18 protein-coding genes are annotated in these 18,106 nt (G+C 70.0%); 5 read left to right on the top strand and 13 right to left on the bottom strand.

Annotated features, from left to right (window positions below; genetic code table 11):
* Window positions 1-358: 358 nt before the first annotated feature.
* The 3 genes from tyrS to NS2_RS19115 form a co-directional block, all read right to left on the bottom strand.
* Window positions 359-1,642: a tyrosine--tRNA ligase gene (gene tyrS / locus NS2_RS19125; RefSeq protein WP_033088806.1), complete on the bottom strand. Its 1,284-nt coding sequence runs from the start codon at window positions 1,640-1,642 to the stop codon at window positions 359-361.
* A 187-nt stretch (window positions 1,643-1,829) separates the two neighbouring features.
* Window positions 1,830-2,261, bottom strand: a complete 432-nt coding sequence (locus NS2_RS19120; RefSeq protein ID WP_033088807.1) for a DoxX family protein — start codon at window positions 2,259-2,261, stop codon at window positions 1,830-1,832.
* Between the two features lie 105 nt (window positions 2,262-2,366).
* Window positions 2,367-3,041 (bottom strand): FadR/GntR family transcriptional regulator, encoded by a 675-nt coding sequence (locus NS2_RS19115; protein ID WP_033088808.1) that lies wholly within the window; start codon window positions 3,039-3,041, stop codon window positions 2,367-2,369.
* 216 nt (window positions 3,042-3,257) lie between these two features.
* On the opposite strand from NS2_RS19115, the gene NS2_RS19110 reads away from it, so the two are divergent.
* On the top strand, window positions 3,258-4,862 hold the full coding sequence (locus NS2_RS19110; protein WP_033088809.1) for a 2-isopropylmalate synthase: 1,605 nt from the start codon (window positions 3,258-3,260) through the stop codon (window positions 4,860-4,862).
* A gap of 103 nt (window positions 4,863-4,965) precedes the next feature.
* Here NS2_RS19110 and NS2_RS19105 read toward each other — a convergent pair whose 3' ends face one another.
* The 4 genes from NS2_RS19105 to NS2_RS19090 all read right to left on the bottom strand — a co-directional run bounded on the left by NS2_RS19105 (window position 4,966) and on the right by NS2_RS19090 (window position 8,563).
* Window positions 4,966-5,538: a Clp protease N-terminal domain-containing protein gene (locus NS2_RS19105; RefSeq protein ID WP_033088810.1), complete on the bottom strand. Its 573-nt coding sequence runs from the start codon at window positions 5,536-5,538 to the stop codon at window positions 4,966-4,968.
* Between the two features lie 141 nt (window positions 5,539-5,679).
* Window positions 5,680-6,303: a DNA-3-methyladenine glycosylase gene (locus NS2_RS19100; protein WP_033088811.1), complete on the bottom strand. Its 624-nt coding sequence runs from the start codon at window positions 6,301-6,303 to the stop codon at window positions 5,680-5,682.
* A 115-nt stretch (window positions 6,304-6,418) separates the two neighbouring features.
* Window positions 6,419-7,294 (bottom strand): RNA polymerase sigma-70 factor, encoded by an 876-nt coding sequence (locus NS2_RS19095; protein ID WP_033088812.1) that lies wholly within the window; start codon window positions 7,292-7,294, stop codon window positions 6,419-6,421.
* An 84-nt stretch (window positions 7,295-7,378) separates the two neighbouring features.
* Window positions 7,379-8,563, bottom strand: coding sequence for an NAD(P)/FAD-dependent oxidoreductase (locus NS2_RS19090; RefSeq protein ID WP_033088813.1), 1,185 nt, complete (start codon window positions 8,561-8,563; stop codon window positions 7,379-7,381).
* A 176-nt stretch (window positions 8,564-8,739) separates the two neighbouring features.
* On the opposite strand from NS2_RS19090, the gene NS2_RS19085 reads away from it, so the two are divergent.
* Window positions 8,740-9,465 carry a DsbA family oxidoreductase gene (locus tag NS2_RS19085; RefSeq protein WP_033088814.1) on the top strand — a complete coding sequence of 242 codons (726 nt, stop codon included), beginning with the start codon at window positions 8,740-8,742 and terminating at the stop codon, window positions 9,463-9,465.
* A 45-nt stretch (window positions 9,466-9,510) separates the two neighbouring features.
* Here the strand turns inward: NS2_RS19085 and NS2_RS19080 are convergent, their stop codons facing one another.
* Window positions 9,511-10,719 carry a low temperature requirement protein A gene (locus NS2_RS19080; protein WP_228102746.1) on the bottom strand — a complete coding sequence of 403 codons (1,209 nt, stop codon included), beginning with the start codon at window positions 10,717-10,719 and terminating at the stop codon, window positions 9,511-9,513.
* A 132-nt stretch (window positions 10,720-10,851) separates the two neighbouring features.
* Window positions 10,852-11,655, bottom strand: coding sequence for a methyltransferase domain-containing protein (locus NS2_RS19075; protein WP_228102745.1), 804 nt, complete (start codon window positions 11,653-11,655; stop codon window positions 10,852-10,854).
* A gap of 123 nt (window positions 11,656-11,778) precedes the next feature.
* Here NS2_RS19075 and NS2_RS19070 point away from each other — a divergent pair, with 123 nt between their 5' ends.
* Together NS2_RS19070 and NS2_RS19065 are read left to right on the top strand one after the other, a co-directional pair.
* Window positions 11,779-12,474, top strand: coding sequence for a response regulator transcription factor (locus NS2_RS19070; protein ID WP_033088815.1), 696 nt, complete (start codon window positions 11,779-11,781; stop codon window positions 12,472-12,474).
* Window positions 12,464-13,498 carry a sensor histidine kinase gene (locus NS2_RS19065; RefSeq protein ID WP_033088816.1) on the top strand — a complete coding sequence of 345 codons (1,035 nt, stop codon included), beginning with the start codon at window positions 12,464-12,466 and terminating at the stop codon, window positions 13,496-13,498. Before NS2_RS19070 ends, NS2_RS19065 begins: the two co-directional genes overlap by 11 nt.
* Here the strand turns inward: NS2_RS19065 and NS2_RS19060 are convergent.
* Genes NS2_RS19060 through NS2_RS19045 form a run of 4 tightly spaced genes read right to left on the bottom strand, consistent with a single transcriptional unit; the run spans window position 13,422 to window position 16,588 of the window.
* The gene (locus NS2_RS19060; protein ID WP_052086625.1) at window positions 13,422-13,880 is read right to left on the bottom strand and encodes a hypothetical protein; all 459 of its coding nucleotides are present in this window, start codon (window positions 13,878-13,880) and stop codon (window positions 13,422-13,424) included. The two genes, NS2_RS19065 and NS2_RS19060, sit on opposite strands and share 77 nt — an antisense overlap.
* Window positions 13,877-15,154, bottom strand: a complete 1,278-nt coding sequence (locus NS2_RS19055; protein WP_306455140.1) for a molybdopterin-dependent oxidoreductase — start codon at window positions 15,152-15,154, stop codon at window positions 13,877-13,879. Before NS2_RS19055 ends, NS2_RS19060 begins: the two co-directional genes overlap by 4 nt.
* Before the next feature lie 25 nt (window positions 15,155-15,179).
* Window positions 15,180-15,929, bottom strand: a complete 750-nt coding sequence (locus NS2_RS19050) for a TIGR04282 family arsenosugar biosynthesis glycosyltransferase (protein WP_081986028.1) — start codon at window positions 15,927-15,929, stop codon at window positions 15,180-15,182.
* A complete protein-coding gene (locus tag NS2_RS19045; protein ID WP_033088817.1) occupies window positions 15,926-16,588 on the bottom strand; it encodes a glycosyltransferase family 2 protein in 663 nt (220 codons plus the stop codon). Before NS2_RS19045 ends, NS2_RS19050 begins: the two co-directional genes overlap by 4 nt.
* Window positions 16,589-16,713: 125 nt before the next feature.
* Between NS2_RS19045 and NS2_RS19040 the strand changes: the two genes are divergently transcribed.
* Window positions 16,714-18,099 (top strand): hypothetical protein, encoded by a 1,386-nt coding sequence (locus NS2_RS19040; protein WP_228102744.1) that lies wholly within the window; start codon window positions 16,714-16,716, stop codon window positions 18,097-18,099.
* Window positions 18,100-18,106 lie beyond the last annotated feature (7 nt).

The following is an 18,106-nucleotide window of genomic DNA, read 5'->3' as shown; positions in this document are numbered from 1 at the left end:
ACACCATCGATCCGAGTTGATCGAATGTCCAGTGAGGCAACTTTTCCAGCCTAGCCGCAGGACTCCGCAGAGTCAAGGACCAATTTTTTTGACTGGGTGTTCATGTCCGGCGCCTTCGTCCAACCTCGTTTCCGCTTCCGATTTCCAGCCTCTGAGCTGGGCGTTTCGGTCCCGGTCGGTGTCCGTGTCGCTCTGACCTGGACTAAGTTACGCGGCGGATAACGCAAGGTCAAATCCGCTGGTCGCCAATATGTTTGCGCTGGTCAGCGCGTTGCAAACTGGGCGGTTCGGCGACCTGGGACCCCCCATTGTGACCCAGGTCATTTCGATCTTGTTTCCGAATCAGTTGCGCGGCAGGTCAGTTGGCCGCGCGGCGGATACCGGCGAAGTTCTTCTTGCCGCGGCGCAGCACCAGCCAACTGCCGTGCAGGAAGTCCGCCTCCGAGGGAGTCCACTCGAGGTCGGACACCTTCTCGTTGTTCACCGACGCGCCGCCCTCATTGACCGCACGCCGTGCCGCACCGCGGCTTTCGCACAGTCCGGACTCCACCAGCATGTCCACGATGGTCGAGGCGGTGGTCGCCTCGGCGACCTTGCCGTCGACCGCGGCCTCGGTCAGCGCCGCGGCCAGCGTCGACTCGTTCAGCTCGCGGAGTTCGCCGCGACCGAAGAGAGCCTGGCTGGCCAGCTGGACCGAGCGGGTGTGCTCTTCACCGTGCACAAGGGTCGTCATCTCCGCTGCCAGGCGGCGCTGGGCCTCGCGGGCGTGCGGGCGCTCGGCGGTGGCCTTCTCCAGTTCGTCGAGTTCCTCGCGGGAGAGGAAGGTGAACCAGCGCAGGTAGCGGACCACGTCGGCGTCGGCGGTGTTCACGAAGTACTGGTACCAGGCGTAGGGGCTGGTCATCTCGGGGTCCAGCCAGAGGCTGCCGCCGCCGGTGGACTTGCCGAACTTCTTGCCGTCGGCCGAGGTCACCAGGGGGACGGTAAGGGCGTGCACGTGCTCGCCGTCCACCCGGCGATTGAGCTCGACGCCGGCGATGATGTTGCCCCACTGGTCCGAGCCGCCGACCTGCAGCGTGCAGCCGTATTCGCGGCGCAACTGCAGGAAGTCGTTGGCCTGCAACAGCATGTAGCTGAACTCGGTGTAGGACATGCCGTCGGACTCCAGGCGGCGCTTGACCGTGTCGCGGGCCAGCATGACGTTGACCGAGAAGTGCTTGCCGATGTCGCGCAGGAAGGAGACCGTGCTCAGCGGGCCGGTCCAGTCCATGTTGTTGGCGATGATCGCCGCGTTGGGGGCATCGCCGAGATCGACGAAACGCTCCAGCTGCGAGCGAATGCGCCCGGCCCATTCGGCCACGGTGTCGGTGGAGTTCATGGTGCGCTCGCCGACATCGCGGGGGTCACCGACGAGCCCGGTCGCGCCACCCGCGAGCACGACGGGACGGTGGCCCGCGCGCTGGAAGCGCTTCAGCGCCAGCAGTGGAACGAGGTGCCCGGCGTGCAGGGAGGCCGCGGTCGGGTCGAACCCGGCATACAGGGTGATCGGTCCCTTGGCCGCGGACGCGCGCAACGCGTCCAGGTCGGTGGACTGCGCGATCAGTCCGCGCCAGGTCAGTTCATCGATGATGTCGCCGCTCACGCCTACCTATCTTTCCGCACGTGAATGAGGAGGTTGCACAGGCCCGGGTAGTGGCGAAACGGTTCCGGCCCGCCGATCGAGGATCGGCGGGCCGGTAAGCGAATTCGAGTGGATGACCACCGGACGCCCCGAAGCCCGCCGCCGAGTGTGATCGGCGACGGGCCCGGGGTCTAGCGGATTTTCACGCTCACTTCACCAGGTTGATGAAGGTGGAGAACGAGGCGCGGCGCTCGTAGGCGATCCAGGCGAAGACACCGACCAGGACCAGCGGGAAGGGGGCCAGGGCCGGGGCGTGCAGCAGGAAGGCCTGGGTGGCGGCGGCGAGGACCATGGTGATGGACAACCCTGCGGCGGCCGGGCCGGTCAGGCGGCGGACCATGAGCCCGATCCCGCCGGACACCTCGACCAGGCCGGTGAAGTACATGAACCAGTCACCCCAGCCGATCTGGTGGAAGACGCGAACCGCGTCGGCCTGACCGACGAACTTGGGCAGGCCCGAGGCGAAGATGAAGAACAGGCCGAGCACGTTCTGCAGGGTCCACAGCACGCGGTTGCGAATCTTGCCGGGGGTGGCGGAGGTGGTGGTGGCGATGGTCGGGGTGGCGGCCATGGTGGTCATGTCGGATGTCCTTCTCGGGCTTGTCGGTTCGGTATCGAACTCGCTTGCCCATAAGGACGGGGAGCGTCGCGCGAACTCATCGGCGCCCGGGAGATTCTTTTCCGGCTAGCTGTCGAAGGCCGTTTTGAGGGCGGTGAGGTGGATGCGGCTGGCGGTGGCGGCGGCCTCGGGGTTGCGGGCTCGGATGGCGTCGTAGATGTTCTCGTGGGCGTCGTGGTCGGTGGTGGGGCTGCGCATGGGGCGGATGCGGAGCATGTCGATCATGGCGTGGCGGGAGCGGGGGACGAAGGCGTTGAACAGTTCGAGGAGGATGTCGTTGTGGGCGGCGGCCACGATGGTGCGGTGCAGGGCGGTGTCGGCGTCGACCAATTGCTCTATGGTGTCGCCGCTTTCGGCGCGGGCGGCCAGGGCGCGGAGGATGGCGCGCAGGTCGGCGGGGGTGCGGCGGAGCGCGGCCAGGGCGGCGCCCTCGGCCTCGATGGCGATGCGGGCCTCGATGACGGTGACGATGTCGCTGCGGCGCAGCACGGTGTCCCAGTCCTCGGTGGCGTCCAGGGAGGTGACGAAAACGCCTGCGCCCTGGCGGCTTTCGAGGACGTCCTTGCCCGCGAGTTCGCGGATGGCCTCGCGCAGGGTGGAGCGGCCGATGCCGAGCTGGGCGGCGAGGGTGGTTTCGCCGGGGAGGCGGTGGCCCAGTTCCCACTCCCCCGCGCGAATCCGGGTCAGCAGGACCTCGGCGGCCTGGGCGGCGAGAGGATACCTCTGTACCTGCGCCACGATTGCTCTACCTCTCTACTTGTCTGAGGAGTGAAGGTCCTCTAGTCTAGTCCACATGCTTACGGGGGCGCTGCTTCTCCTTCGCCGCCGCGGCGGGGTCTGACCGGACCGGCACCCCGCTAGCGGGCTCACTGTGCTGCGCCGGTCACCTTTCTCCGACGCGAAAGCGAAACTGCCGTGAGCACTTCCCCGATCTGGAATCGTCAGCAGCCGTCCGTCATGCCGTCACATCGGTATCGCGATGTGTACCAAAAGGTTTCGGTGCCGCTGACCGAACGTGAATGGCCCGCCAACCGGATCACCACCGCACCGCTGTGGGTGCCCGTCGATCTGCGCGACGGCAATCAGGCGCTGGCCGAGCCGATGGACCCCGAACGCAAGCGCCGGTTCTTCGAAATGCTGGTGGCCATGGGCTACAAGGAGATCGAGGTCGGCTATCCCAGCGCCTCGCAGACCGACTTCGACTTCGTGCGGCTGATCGGGTCGGCGGGGTTGGCTCCCGCCGATGTCACCATCGTCGTATTCACCCCCGCGCGGCGGGATCTGATCGAGCGGACTGTGGAATCGATTCGCGGCATTCCCAATGACGTCGTCATCCACATGTACACCGCGACCGCGCCAATCTGGCGGGACGTGGTGCTGGGCAGGTCCCGCGACGAGCTGGCGGAACTGATCACCGCCGGCGGGCGCGACGTGCTGGAACTGGCCGGGGACATGCCGAATGTGCGATTCCAGTTCTCGCCCGAGGTTTTCATGCTGACCGAGCCGGACTACGTGCTGGACATCTGCGATCGGATGACCACGCTGTGGGACGCCACCCCGGAACGGCCGGTGATCCTGAACCTGCCCGCGACCGTCGAGGTGGCGACGCCGAACGTGTACGCGGATCAGATCGAGTACATGCACCGGAACCTGGCGCGGCGCGACAGCGTCATCCTGTCGGTGCATCCGCACAATGACCGCGGCACCGGAGTCGCCTGCGCGGAGTTGGCCGTGCTGGCGGGTGCGCAGCGGGTGGAGGGCTGTGTCTTCGGCAATGGCGAGCGCACCGGCAATGTGGATCTGGCGACGCTGGCCTTGAATCTGCATGCGCAGGGCGTGGATCCGATGATCGACTTCTCCGATATCGACGAGGTGCGGCGCACGGTGGAGTACTGCACGCGGCTGCCGATCCACGACCGTCCCCCGTACGCGGGCGATCTGGTCTACACCGCCTATTCGGGCACCCATCAGGACGCGATCAAGAAGGGCTTCGCCGAGCATCGCGATCGCGCCGCCCGCCTGAGCCTGCCCGAACGTGAAATCCCTTGGGAGGTACCGTATCTGCCGATCGACCCCGCCGATGTCGGCCGCTCCTACGATGCCGTCATCCGGGTGAATTCCCAGTCCGGCAAGGGCGGCATCGCCTACCTGCTGCAGTCGGAGTACGGCCTGGACCTGCCGCGCCGCTTGCAGATCGACTTCGCCCGCCACGTGCAGCGCCACACCGATGACACGGGTACGGAGGTGTCGGCCGAGACCCTGCGGGAGCTGTGCATCGCCGCCTACGCCGGAACGATCCCGCTGCCCGAAGCCGGTATTCCCGCCGACGCGGCGGTCGAGGAGGCGATCGATGCGCTGGCCGCGCACGGCTATCCGATCGAAGTGCTGTCGATGACTTCGCACGGCGTGGACCGATCCGGTCCGGGCGCGGCGGCCTACCTGGAATACCGCACCGGCGACGGGGTGGCCTGGGCGTTCGGCGAGGGTGAGACCGCCTCTCGCGCAACGATTGCCGCGGTACTGGCCGCGGCGGCCCGAGCGGGACGGGCGGTGCCCGCCTAGCTCGGCGCGGGTTGCGGGGCCCGGCCGGGCTCGACCACGCGAGGCGAGATCCCGGCCGTCGGCCTGCCGCGGTGCCGGTCGAAACCCGTACCCGGCCGCGGTTTCAGGCGCCGACGTCACCGGCCTCGGTCCCGGATTCGGGGCCGAGGCGGCGTTCCAGTTCGGCGACCCGGGCTTCCAGCGCCGAGAGGCGTTGGTACAGGTCTGATTCGGATGGTGAGGACGCGCCCGTGGCCGGGTTGGCTCCGATGGCGGCGATGACGCGGGTGCGCACGTCCTCCGGGGTGGCACCGAGGCTCAGCAGGACCTGGGGTGCCACGCCCGAGCCCTCCTCGACCAGGGCGAGCAGGATGTGTTCTGGTCCGATGTGGTTGTGCTGCAGGCGCATTGCCTCGCGCAGGGACATCTCGAGGATCTTCTTCGAGCGCGGGGTGAACGGGATGTGCCCGGCCGGGGGGCGATGCTCGCCGATGCCGACGGCCTGTTCGACGCGGTCGCGGGTGCCCGACAGGTCGAGTCCGAGGCCCGCCAGGGTCCGGCCCGCGATCGGGTCGCCGACGCGCAGGATGCCGAGCAGCAGGTGTTCGGTGCCGATCCAGTCGTGGCCGAGCCCGCGGGCTTCTTCCTGGGACGCCACGATGACGTGGCGGGCGGTGTCGGTGAACCGTTCGAACATGGGCTTCCACCTCGGGGCGAGCTGTCGATCCACCCACCGTAGACCGCTGGGCCGCGCGGGGATACGGGGACCGGGCCCGGTATCGCGGTGGTGGGGATTCCCCCGGGGACCGCGCGGTTCGGGTGCGGGGCGCCGCCCGGGTCAGGCGGGGCGTTCCAGCCGGGGTGCGCGCGGGCTGCGGCGGTAGGCAGAGACCGCGGGCGAGTCCGGCAGCCACAATCGCCACGGCCGGTCGGCGGCCAGGCTCACCCCGACCCGCGGTCCACTGGAAACGATTGCGGTTTCGGCGATTTCGGGGCCGAGTTCGAGGCGGACGGGCGCGGACGGTTCGAACAGCCGAGTTCCGTAGTCGGCCAGGGTGATTCCCAGCGCGCTGCCGACATTGCCGGGTCCGCGCGCGAGGTCGGCGTCGGTTTTGGCGGCGGGACGGCGGGTGCGGGCGAGGTCGAGGCCCGCGGTGATCTCCCCGGCCCGGATGAGCACGGCGCTCGCCAGGCCGTCGGGACCGCTGGTGACGTTCACGCAGGTGTGCATGCCGTAGCTGAAGTACACGTACAGCACGCCGGGCGGCCCGAACATGACGCCGTTGCGCGGGGTGCGGCCGCGATGGGAGTGGGCGGCCGGGTCGGGCCAGGGTCCGGCCGGATCGCCGCCGTAGGCCTCGACCTCCACGATGCGCAGGCCGACCGGGCCGGATCGGAGGGTGCCGCCGAGCAGTCGCCGGGCGGCGCGCAGCGGTTCCACGGCAAGTTCTTCGGCGCCCACGGCGGTCCATTGTTCCCGAACACCCTCCCGGCGGCATCGGCGGGAGGGCGCCTCGGCTCACGAACACAGCCGGGGTCGGGTCCGGGGCGGAGCTATCGGGGCCCGATTCAGCGGCCTATTCGGCAACCGCCTGAATTCCGGCGACCTTGTCGGGATTGACCTGGAAGCGCACGTTCTCGATGTACCCGTCGCGAATGTCGTAGGTGAACGCCCCCACCCGGTAATCACCGATGATGGCGACCACGCTGAGTTCACCGTTGACATAAGCGGATTCGAGGCGGATACCCGCGCTGATCGGCTTCGCCATGACGCCCAGCAGCCAGCGCGCCACGTGATCGGGCCCGTGCAGCGGGCGGCGCGCGGCGGTGACCTTGCCGCCACCGTCGTTCCACAGCGTCACCTCGGGCGCGAGCAATTCCATGAGCGCGTTGACATCTCCGCCCTGGGCGGCGGCCATGAACTTCTCGGTGATCTCCGAGCGGGTGGCCGGATCGGTGTCGAAACGCGGCCGCCGCGCCTGCACGTGCGAGCGGGCGCGATGCGAGATCTGGCGGACGGTCGCCTCGGGGCGGTCCAGGAATCCGGCGATCTCGGCGTGCGAGTAGCCGAAGACCTCGCGCAGCACGAAGACCGCGCGTTCGATCGGGGTCAGGGTTTCCAGGACGACCAGCATGGCGGTCGACACGGTGTCGGCCATCTCGGTCTCCTCGGCGGCGCCGGTCGCGGTGGTGAGCAGGGGTTCGGGCAGCCACGGCCCGACGTAGGTCTCGCGGGTGGCGCGCGCGGAGGCGAGGCGGTTGAGCGCCAGGTTGGTCACGGTGCGGACCAGGTACGCCTTGGGGTGGGTGACCGAATCCCGGTCCACCTCATGCCATTTGATCCAGGCGTCCTGCAGGATGTCCTCGGCGTCGGTGACGGTGCCGAGCATCTGGTACGCGGTGCCGAAGAGCAAGCGGCGGTGCGCGACGAAGGGGTCGATCGAATCCTGCACGGACTCATACCTACCGGTTGTTTCGGTTCGGTTCCAATGGAACACCGGGATACCCGTTCGGTGTCCCGGTATCCGATGCGCACATCATGCGGTCTCGCGGGTGGCGCGGCCGCCGTTCGACAGCTGCGCCTGCACGGTCATGTGTTTGCTCATCTTGAAGCTCGGGACCGGGCTGCCGCTCACCATGGCCTTGTAGGCGACCGCGGCCTTGCCCTTCAGGTACCAGCGGTTCGGGGTGTCGTCGGCCTTGGTGAACTGGATGACGGCATCCTGGCGGCCCAGGCTGACCGGCTGGTGGAAGTAGCCGAAGCGGAAGGGCCGCAGGGTCTTTCCGCGCAGCACCCGGGCCAGGGTGTCGGCGGTGTAGGTGCCGGTGGGGATGCCGCTCTGGCAGGTGCCGTGGATCTGGCCCCAGGCCATGCGGACCGCGGCGGCGTCGCCGATGGCGTGGATCTCCGGGTGCGAGACCGAGCGCAGGGTGGGGTCGGTGACGATGAGCCCGCGCGCGTCCACCGCGATTCCGGCCTCGGCGGCCAGCGGCGAGACCTTCACGCCGGTGGTCCACAGGGTCAGGTCCGAGGCGACGAATTCGCCGGTGTCCAGGCGCACCGCGTCGGGCAGCACCTTGGTGACCTTCACGCCGATCTTGCGGACGATGCCCAGCCGGTCGAGGGCGCGCTCCAGGTGAGCGCGGGCCCGCTCGCCCATCATGTCGCCGGGCTGCCGCGCGCTGACCAGGGTGACGGTCAGCTCCGGGTGCGCTTCGGCGATCTCGGTGGCCGCCTCGATGCCGGTCAAGCCGCCGCCGACCACCGTCACAGTGCCCGCGGCCGCGGCGATCTCGGTGAGCCGCCGCGAGAATCGGCGGGCCAGGCGGGGGTCGTTGAGGGTCCAGGCGTGCTGGTCGGCGCCGGGGACGAGCGAGGTGTCGGTGCTGCTGCCCAGCGCGTAGATCAGGTTGTCGTAGTGCAGTTCGGTGGCGTCGTCGAGGGTGACGATGCGGCCCGCGGTGTCGATGGCGAGAGCGGCGGCGCGGTGGAAGACCACGCCCGAGCCGTCGAGGATGGCGGGGATGCGGTGGTCGGCCAGTTCCTGTCCGGCGGCGATCTGGTGCACGCGCAGCCGCTCGGTGAAGCGGTCCGAGGGGTTCACCAGGGTGATGCGGACGTTCATCTTGCGGGTGCGGCGGGCCAGCCGGACGGCGGCGATCATGCCCGTGTAGCCCGCGCCGAGGACGACGATCTCGTGGACGGTGGCGTTGGCGTTCATCTTTGGCTCCGAAGGTGTGTTCCTTGGTGGGTCGGGCATGGGACAGGACAGCCCGCCGGAACGTGACAATCGGCGATTGTGACCTGCACCACAGCGGAACATTCGGGCCCGGTTACCGGTTGGCATCAGGGTGGCCGGGCCCCCGGCCTGCGGAAACAGCGTCGGAGTGAGGTGTGATGGCCGTACAGGTCGAGATCTGGACCGATATCAATTGCCCGTTCTGCTATTTGGGCAAGCGGCGTTTCGAGGAGGCGCTCACGGACTTCGCGCATCGCGACGCCGTGACGGTGGTGCACCGGTCCTTCGAGCTGGCCCCGACGCTGCCGCACGATCACAGTGACGCGGTGGTGCCGCACATCGCCGAGAAGTACGGGATCAGCGAGGCGCAGGCCGCCGCCAATGAGCGCGGCATCGGTGCACAGGCCGAGGCGATGGGGCTGCCGTATCTGACCCAGGGTCGCGACTTCGGCAACAGTTTCGACATGCACCGGCTGCTGCATTTCGCGCTGGCGCAGGGCAAGCAGGAGCAGCTGCTGGACGCCTTGTACGCGGCCAACTTCGCGCAGGAGCAGCCGCTGTTCGGTGATGTCGACCGGTTGGTTCAGGTGGCGGTGGCGGCCGGATTCGACGCGGCCGCCGTGCGCGAGGTGCTCGACGATCCGGACGCCTACGCCGACGCGGTGCGCGCCGACGAGGCCGAGGCCGCGCGGCTGGGCGCGCGGGGCGTGCCGTTCTTCGTGCTGGATCGCAAGTACGGGGTGTCGGGCGCGCAGCCGCCGGAGGTGTTCGCGCAGGCGCTGGAACGGACCTGGAGCGATCACGCGCCGGAGCTGGAGTTCGTCGCGGACGCGGACGCCGAGGCGTGCGGTCCCGACGGATGCGCGCTGCCGCAACGGAATTGACAAACGAACCCGCCGCCCGCCGTTCGTGGCGGCGGGAATTCGGTTCTATTGCTGCTGATTCCGGGTCATCAACCGTCCGACCGCCGAGATTTCCGGGCGCACGTAAGCGCTGTCCTCACCGGCGCGGATGGACATCAGGTCGTCGGCGATGACGAAACCGTAGGCGACCAGGATCAGCACGCCGAGCTGTCCCCATGCCACCCAGGCGAATCCGATGGGTGTCGTAGCCAGCACGCAGACCGCGGCCAGCAGCCGCCACCACGGCCGCGGCAGGCGCAGCGTCAGCCGGAATGCGCACTGCCCGAGGAAGAACAGGGCCACGCCGCCCGAAAGGGCCAGTGCCGCCGCCTTGCTCGCGGGCTGGTTGCCGTGCGCGATGGTCATGGCGATGCCCGCGGCGGTCAGGATGATGCCGATCAGCACGATGTACAGCGAATACCCGTACGCCAGCACGGCGGGCCGGGTCCGCACCGCGGCGGGCAGCGCGTGCAGGGCGTGTTCGCCACGCTCGTCGTCGAAGCCGAAGTAGGCCCACCACAGCACATATCCGAGGGTGAGGCCGAGCGCGACGCTGGCGATCAAGCCGACCGTCAGATCCTGATCGCCCAGGTTCGCGCCGATGGCCACCACGGATTCGCCCAGCGCGACAATGACGACCAGGCCATGGCGTTCGCAGAAATGGCTGGGGCGGATCACGAACCCCTCGACGCGGACCACGTACGGGGTGACGATCTGCAACACGATCGCCAGCGTCCACAGCACGCCGCGCAGCCGGCCGTCGGCAATGCCACCCGCCAGCACCAAGCCCGCCGACACGGCGTTCAGCGGCGCGAGGCGCAGCATGGCAGAGCTGGCCCCCGCGCCGCCCGCGGTCGCGAACATGAGGGTGTGCACCGTGTTCACCACGATGTATCCGAGGCCGAACACCAGCCCGGTGCCGCCGAACGCGTGCGGGATCGAGATGGCGATGACGAAGAAGCCGAACATGCCCAGCAGCAGGAACGTTCGCCGGGACGAGGTGCTGGGCGCGACCTCGTTGGTGAGGAACACGTAGCCGCTGTACATCCACCAGATGATGGCGAACATGAGCGCCACCTGTCCCAGCTCCTGCCAGCCCGGGTGGTGGGTGAACACGTGGGTCAACTGCGTGATGGTGAAGACGAACACGAGGTCGAAGAACAGTTCCAGGGTCGAGGCCCGGACCTGCCCGCCCTGCGCCTCTAGCTCCGCCGCACCGGACATATCGCTGGTCACGTGCAGAGCGTAGAGGCGGCAGGCGGCGATCGCCGCACCCGCCGCGCGAAATCCCGCCACCACACCCGCACTCGGCCGCGAATTCGGGCTGCGGTGCGCTGCGCCGTGGGCCGTGCCGGATCACCGCCGACGTCAATGCCCGCGCACCAGCCAGGCGATGTCATGTCCTGCGACCGAGACGGCGGCGAGCACCCGCAGGCCCGCGGCGTCGGCCAGGGCGGGGGCGCGGTCGATTCCGATCCGGGCCCACGGCAGCGGGCCGATGTTCGGTGCACCGGCGCGCCGGACTCTCGAAGTGGTTCCGGCCGCCGCGAATTCGACGATGGCCACACCGTCCGGGGCCAGGAGTTCGCGGGCGCGGCGCAGCACCCGCACCGGGTCGCCGCCGATTCCCACGACACCGTCGGCGAGGATGGCGTAGGCCCAGCGGCCGGTGCCGGGGAGACGGTCGAACAGGTCGCGGTGGAGCGCGGGGACGCCGCGAGATCTGGTCACCGCCACCGCCACCGGGGACAGATCGACGCTCAACGCGACGACGCCCCGCCGCATCAGCCGGTCCGCGAGTCTGCCGGAGCCGCAGGCGAGATCGATGGTCGGACCGTCACAGCAGCAGGTCAGCACCCGATCGGCACGCTCGCGCGCGATGGCCCGCGACCGCGCCCGCGTGCGACCTGGGAATCGGGCGCGCAGCCGCCCCCAGCGGTGCGGCCGGGCCTGCGACCACGGTCCGGGGCCGGCCTCGCAATCGACCGGACCGCCACCACGCTCCGCCTGGACCACCGGGTGATCGGGGAGTCCGTCGGCGCGCGGCGATGTGGAACACCCGGCGGCGCACCGGTACGGATGACGCGGGTATTCGGGCGAATTCGGGCCGGGTTCGGATCCGCGGACACGGTGGCGGCCCATCGGTTCGGGCGTGCCGGGCGCAGGGTCCATGATTCGACGGTATGGCCGCCGGTGCCGTCGCAGGCGCGTGGCGGCGGTGACGAAACTGTGACGGCGGACAGGGAAATCGCCTGGACCTGGTGGTTCGGGTGGGCGGGCGGCCTAGGGTGGGGTATGCGGATTCTGGTGGCGGATGACGATCCGGTGGTGCGGGATGTGGTGCGACGGTATCTGGAGCGGGATGGGCTCGAGGTGGTCGAGACCGCGGACGGGCCCGCGACCGCCTCGGTGCTGGAGCGCAATGAGATCGACCTGGCCGTACTGGATGTGATGATGCCGCCGCCGGATGGGATCGATCTGACGCGGGCGGTGCGGGCGGGGGCGCATCCGGAGACGCCGATCATCCTGCTGACCGCGCTCGGGGAGGAGGACGACCGGGTGATCGGGTTGCAGGCGGGGGCCGATGATTACGTGACCAAGCCGTTCAGTCCGCGGGAGCTGGCGCTGCGGGTGGCGTCGGTGCTGCGGCGCACGCATCCGCACCCGGTGGTCGAGGAAGTGCTGCGGGTGGACGGGGTGGAGTTGAATCGGGCCGCGCGGACGGTGGTGGCGGCCGGGATCCCGGTGGAGCTGACCGCGCGCGAATTCGATCTGCTGGCATTCCTGCTGGCGCATCCGCGGCGGGTGTTCAGCCGCCAGGAACTGCTGGCCGAGGTGTGGGGCTGGAATTTCGGTGACCTGTCGACGGTCACCGTGCACGTCAAGCGGTTGCGCGCCAAGCTGGGTGCCGGGCATCGGATCGAGACGGTGTGGGGCCGCGGATACGCCTGGGGCCGCGTGGATTCGGAGGAGGCGCCCGGTGCCGACTGATACGCCCGGACTGATCGGGTACGCGCTGGCGGGCACGCTGCCGGTGGTGGCGATCGGGGCGCTGGGGCTGCGCTACACCCGCAATCGCGCCATGACCACCAGCATGGCCGTGCTGGTGCTGATTCCGACGGTGGCCACCCTGTGCGGTGTGGTGGCGGTGAGCGGGATGATGTTCGGGGACGCGTTCGAGCGCACGGCGGTGGTGCTGGCGGTGGTCACCGCGGTGACCGTGCCCGCGGCGATTCTGCTGGGCCGCGAGCAGGCGCGGGCCACGGTGTGGGAGCGCGAGATGCTCGAGCAGGAGCGCGCGGCCGAGCGGTCGCGGCGCGAGCTGGTGGCCTGGGTGAGTCATGATCTGCGCACGCCGCTGGCGGGCATCCGGGCCATGGGCGAGGCGCTGCTTGACGGGGTGGTGGCCGAGCCGGGCGATGTGCAGCGGTACGCGGAACAGATTGTGCGCGAGACGAATCGGCTCTCGGCCATGGTGGACGACCTGTTCGAGATGTCGAAGATCAATTCGGGGGCGCTGCGGCTGGAGCTGGAGCCGGTGGATCTGCGCGAGCTCATCGACGAGGTGCTGGCCGCCAACCGGCCCACCGCCGAGCGGGCCCGGATCACCCTGGCCGCAACGCAACCCGAGGACAAGATCGTGGTGGCGGGCAGCGATCGGGCGCTGGGGCGGGTGCTGACCAATCTGGTCGCCAACGCCATCGCCCATACTCCGCCGGGTGGCCGCATCGATATCTCGGCGGGCGCGGACGACGGCCAGGCCTGGACCCGGGTCGACGACACCGGGCCCGGCATCTCCGACACCGATCTGCCGCGCATCTTCGAAGTCGCCTATCGCGGCAGTTCCGCCCGCTCCCCCGGCGCGGGCGAACTCGGCAGTTCCAGCGGCATGGGGCTGGCCATCGCGGCGGGCCTGGTGGCCGCGCACCACGGCGATATCAGTGCCCGGCATCGGCCCGAGGGTGCGCGTTTCGAGATTCGGCTGCCGCTGCTGGAGACCGCCGGGCGGGGTTGAGCAGCAGGTAGGCGGCGACACCGGCCCACACCACGGCCAGCGAGATCAGCAGGCCCACGGTGTAATCGCGGTCCAGGATGGAGTGGTTGCCGGGCACCGCGCCCTCGCGCCCGAGCACCGGGACGGCGATGAGAATCAGGGCGAGGCTGGTGAACGCGCCGACGGCGTAGGCGGGCCACCAGCGGGCCGGGAGCACGTAGTGGCCCAGGACCCCGACCAGCGCGGCGGCGGGACCGAAGATCAGATTCTCGGCGAGGATCGCGCCGATGAACCACACGGCCACCGATCCCAGGTCGGTGGTGCTCATCTTCAGCAGCAGTTCGACGCCGTAGTAGGCGAGGCCGATGCCCAACGCGCCCAACAGGATCCGGAAGATCGTCATGACAGTTCCTCGATCGACTTCAGCCATTTGGTCTGTAGCACGCCCGGGCGGTTCGGCGCGATCAGGCGGCAGGGGTAGCCGTGATCGAGGGCCAGCTCCTCGCCGTTGAGGCGCAGGGCGATGAGGGTGGAGTCGTCCACGACGTGGGTGTGCGGGAGCACCGACGAGCCGTAGATGCCGGTCGTCTCCAGGGAGACGAAACGCACGTCGCCGCCGTGATATTCGCCCACCTGGGCCAGCAGGTCGCGCAGGCGGACACCGGACCAGTGGCCGGTCGCGCTCCAGCCCTCGACACACGCGACGGGCAGGACGCGGTCGGTCTGCGGCAGCGCCTCGAGGTCGGCCCGCGAGAAACCGCGTTCCCGGCCATCGACTTTCACGGCGAGGGCGTACCGCGGCGAACGGGCCGTCTCGGTGACCGCCGCGGCGGCGGCCGTCCGGTTGATCGGAACACCCTGCGGGCCATGGCCGCTGCGCGGGGCCAGCAGGGAAACCCAGCGCAGGAAGGGAATCGACTGCCCGGCGACGGCCAGGCCCGCGACCACGGTCCCGAGCCCGGCAGCGGTCAGCACGGCCCGCCGCGAAACGCCGGTCCTCGACGGTCCGGGCTCCCCCGCCTCGGCGCCCGGCTCGGTGACCGGTCGCGAAAGCGCCTGTCGCACAACCGGAAGCTTCACCGCGAGGTGAACGACCACCGCACCGAACGCCACATACGCCATGGCGTGATGGGTGGTGGTGAAGAAGAACTTCCACGGATAGAACTGCGCCGTATTGAACAGCCCGGTCACGATCTGGAACAGCACCGCGCCGATGAGCACCGCCACCGACGCCCGCTCCAGCGCCTCCGGAAGCGCCCGCCGCACCGAGGGTTTCAGGAAGAACCGCGGATACACCGACCACAGCTTCACCAGCAGCAGCGGAATCATCATGACCCCGACCGTCACGTGCGTCCCCTGGGTCACCCGATACAGCCACACCGGATTCGCGGGCCACCAGAACCAGTCCGGCGGATGCTGAATCAGATGACTGATCTCCCCGGTCACGAACAGGATGGCGATTCCCACCCCCAGCGCGATCCCGACCCGCGCGGCCACCGCGGTGGACCGGGCCGGGGACAGCCGCCCGGCCAGCACCGGCGGCAGCAGGGTCGCCCCCGTCGTTCCGGTATGCGACGCCGACCCGGCCGGACCGCCCGCCGCCGGGTTGGGTGCGGCGGCGGGTCCGGGAGTGGCGGTGGGGCGGTTGGACGCGGGGTCGGAGTCGTCGGTGTGCACCGCGGGCTCCTTTCGGTAGCGAATGTCAGAGTGGAACAGGCGTTTTCGCGGTCACCAGGTCGGTGACGGTGCGGGCGAAGCGGCCTCGGGAGATGGCAGCCACCGAGATGGCGTCGGAGTAGGTGTCGACGTCGGTGAGGGTGGGCAGGGCGTGGACGCGGAAACCGCTGTGGCGCAGGGCGGTTTCGGTGAGTTCGCCGGTGCGGGCGGTGGACATGGGGATGTCTGCCAGCAGGCGGGCGGGGCGGGGTTCGGGGACGCCGAGGGCCCACCAGCCGCCGTCGGTGGCGGGGCCGAGGACGGCGTCGCCGGTGGCGACCAGGCGGGCGGCGGAGCGGGTGAGCAGGTCGGCGTCGGCCTGCGGGGTGTCCATGCCGATCTGCAGGACGGGGACGCCGAACTCGGCGGCGTCGAGGTGGGCATGGGCGAGGCGTTCGCCGAAGGTGTCGCCGCGCTGCGGGATCACCGTGACATCGCGCAGGGCGGCGGCCAGTTCGATGGAGCGTTCGGCCCGGTCGAGGTCGCCGGTCCAGGCGACCACGCGGTGGCGGATCCCGCTCTCGCGCACCGCGTCCAGGGTGTCGAGCAGTGCGCAGGCCGCCAGGTACGCGGCGTCGACCGGTGAGAAGGGCGGGGTGAGACGGGTTTTCGCGAAACCCGCGATGGGTGATTTGGCCACCACCAGCAGGGTGGCGGGTACCGCGTCGGAGGCGCCGAGCGGACCGTCGGCGCCCGGACGCGGGAACAGGATCTCGGTGGGTTCGCCGATGTTCATCGCACGCTCCAGAAGTCGCGGGCGGCACGCAGGGTGCCGAGCCAGGAACCGGAGACCTTGGACTCGCCGTGAGTCCGCGGCCGATAGGTGATGTCGCGTTCGAGCACCAGCCAGCCCGCGCGGGCCGCGCCGGTGAGCAGGGCGAGCGGATATCCGGAACGGGCGTGCAGGTGACCGAGCGCCTGCAACCGGTCGCGGCGAGCCACCCGCATGGCGGCGATATCGTGCACCGGCAGCCCGTAGCGGCGACGCAGCCGGAATGCGAAGGCCCAGTTGCCGATTCGGGCATGTAGCGGTTGCGCGCCGGGGACGGCCCGGCGGCGGCCGACCACCATGTCGACGCCGGGCCCGAATTCGGCCACCAGCCGGGGTAGCTCGGCGGGGTCCAGGGAGCCGTCGCCGTCGAGCACGGCGACCAGTTCGGTGCGGGCGGCATCGACGCCGGCGTGCACGGCGCTGCCGTAGCCGGGGGTCGTCTCGGTCACCACGGTCGCCCCGGCAGCGCGCGCCACCGCGGCGGTACCGTCGGTGGAACCGTTGTCCACCACGATCACCCGGTAGCCCACGGGGATTGCTGACAGTACGCCCGGCAAGGCTTCGGCCTCGTCCCGGCAGGGGATCACCACCGTGACCCCGGGTGCGGAGTCCAACTCGGTCATGGCCTCGACCGTACGGCCTACCGGGGCCTTCCGACCCCGGGACACGCATGACGAAAGTATGACAAGAGCAGGCACAATCGCGATCCGGACAGTTCCGGCGCGGTTCGGGGCCTAGGGTTTCCACCATGGCGAACGCTTCGGCGACCCGGGTCGCGCGCTACGTCTCCACCCGCGTCGACGGCTACTGCGCGCTGGCGGCTTTTCTCCTCGTCCTCGCCGCCTTCCTGATTCCGCGAATCGAGGGCAAACCTTGGCGGGACCGGCTCTATGCCGGGGCGGCACCGATATTCGGGGGCTGGCTGCCGCACATCGGCTGGGGCACGATTCCCGCCGTCGCGATCGCGGCGGCGGTGGTGCGGTTCGGGCCGGATCTGGCGCGGCGGCTGTCGTGGGGCCGGTTGCTGTTCGCCACCTGGGCGGCCGCGGCCGCCTGGGCCCTCGCCCTGGCCATGGTGGACGGGTGGCGGCGCGGCTTCGCGAATCGGCTCACCACCCGCGACGAGTACCTCCACGAGGTCGGCGGCGTGCACGACATCGGGGCCGTGCTGCGCGGATTCTCCGGGCGCATCCTGGATTTCCAGCCGGATTCGTGGACCACGCACGTGTCCGGGCATCCGCCGGGGGCGCTGCTGGTGTTCGTGCTGCTGGATCGGATCGGGCTGGGCGGGGGCGCGTGGGCGGGGGTGCTGTGCCTGCTGGTGGGCACCAGTGCCGCGGCGGCGGTGCCGTTCGCCATCCGGGCGCTGGGGTCCGAGCATCGGGCCCGGGCCGCAACGCCTTTCCTCGCGTTGATGCCCGCGGCCATCTGGATCGCGGTGTCGGCGGACGGGCTGTTCGCGGGTGTGGGCGCGTGGGCCGTCGCGCTGCTGGCCGTGGCCACGCGTCTGGGGCGGGGCTGGATCGTCGCCGCGTTCGCGTCCGGCCTGCTGTTCGGATTCGCCCTCGTCCTCAGTTACGGCCTTGTGCTGCTGGCCGTTGCGGCCGCCGCGGTGCTCCTCGCCCGCTCCTTCCGGCCCGCGCTGCCCGCGCTGGCGGGCGCGCTCGCCGTGGTGGCCGCCTTCGCGGCGGCCGGATTCTGGTGGCTCACCGGCTATCACCTGGTGGTGGAGCGGTACTACCAGGGCATCGCGAGTGAGCGCCCGTACTCGTACTGGGTGTGGGGCAATCTCGCGGCGACGGTGTGCGCGGTCGGGCTGGCCACCGCCGCCGCGAGCTGCCGGATGCTGGTCGAACTGGAGATACAGCCGCTGCGCCCGCTCCGAGACTGGTTGCCCCGCTGGCGATCCCACGTCGATCCGGCCGCGCTGGTCGCGGCGGCGGGCGTCGCCGCCATCCTGATCGCGGATATCAGCGGGTTGAGCAAGGCCGAGACCGAGCGCATCTGGCTGCCGTTCGATGTCTGGGCACTCGCCGCCACCGCCCTGCTCCCCCGCCACAGCACGCGCTTCTGGCTCGGCGTGCAGGCGGCGGGGGCACTGCTGATCAATCACTTGATTCTGACGAACTGGTAACCGCCAC

Source organism: Nocardia seriolae NBRC 15557 (genome assembly GCF_007990715.1).
Taxonomy (GTDB): domain Bacteria; phylum Actinomycetota; class Actinomycetes; order Mycobacteriales; family Mycobacteriaceae; genus Nocardia; species Nocardia seriolae.
The sequence above is the reverse complement of the archived record's forward strand: the minus strand, read 5'-3'. Positions and strand labels throughout refer to the sequence as shown.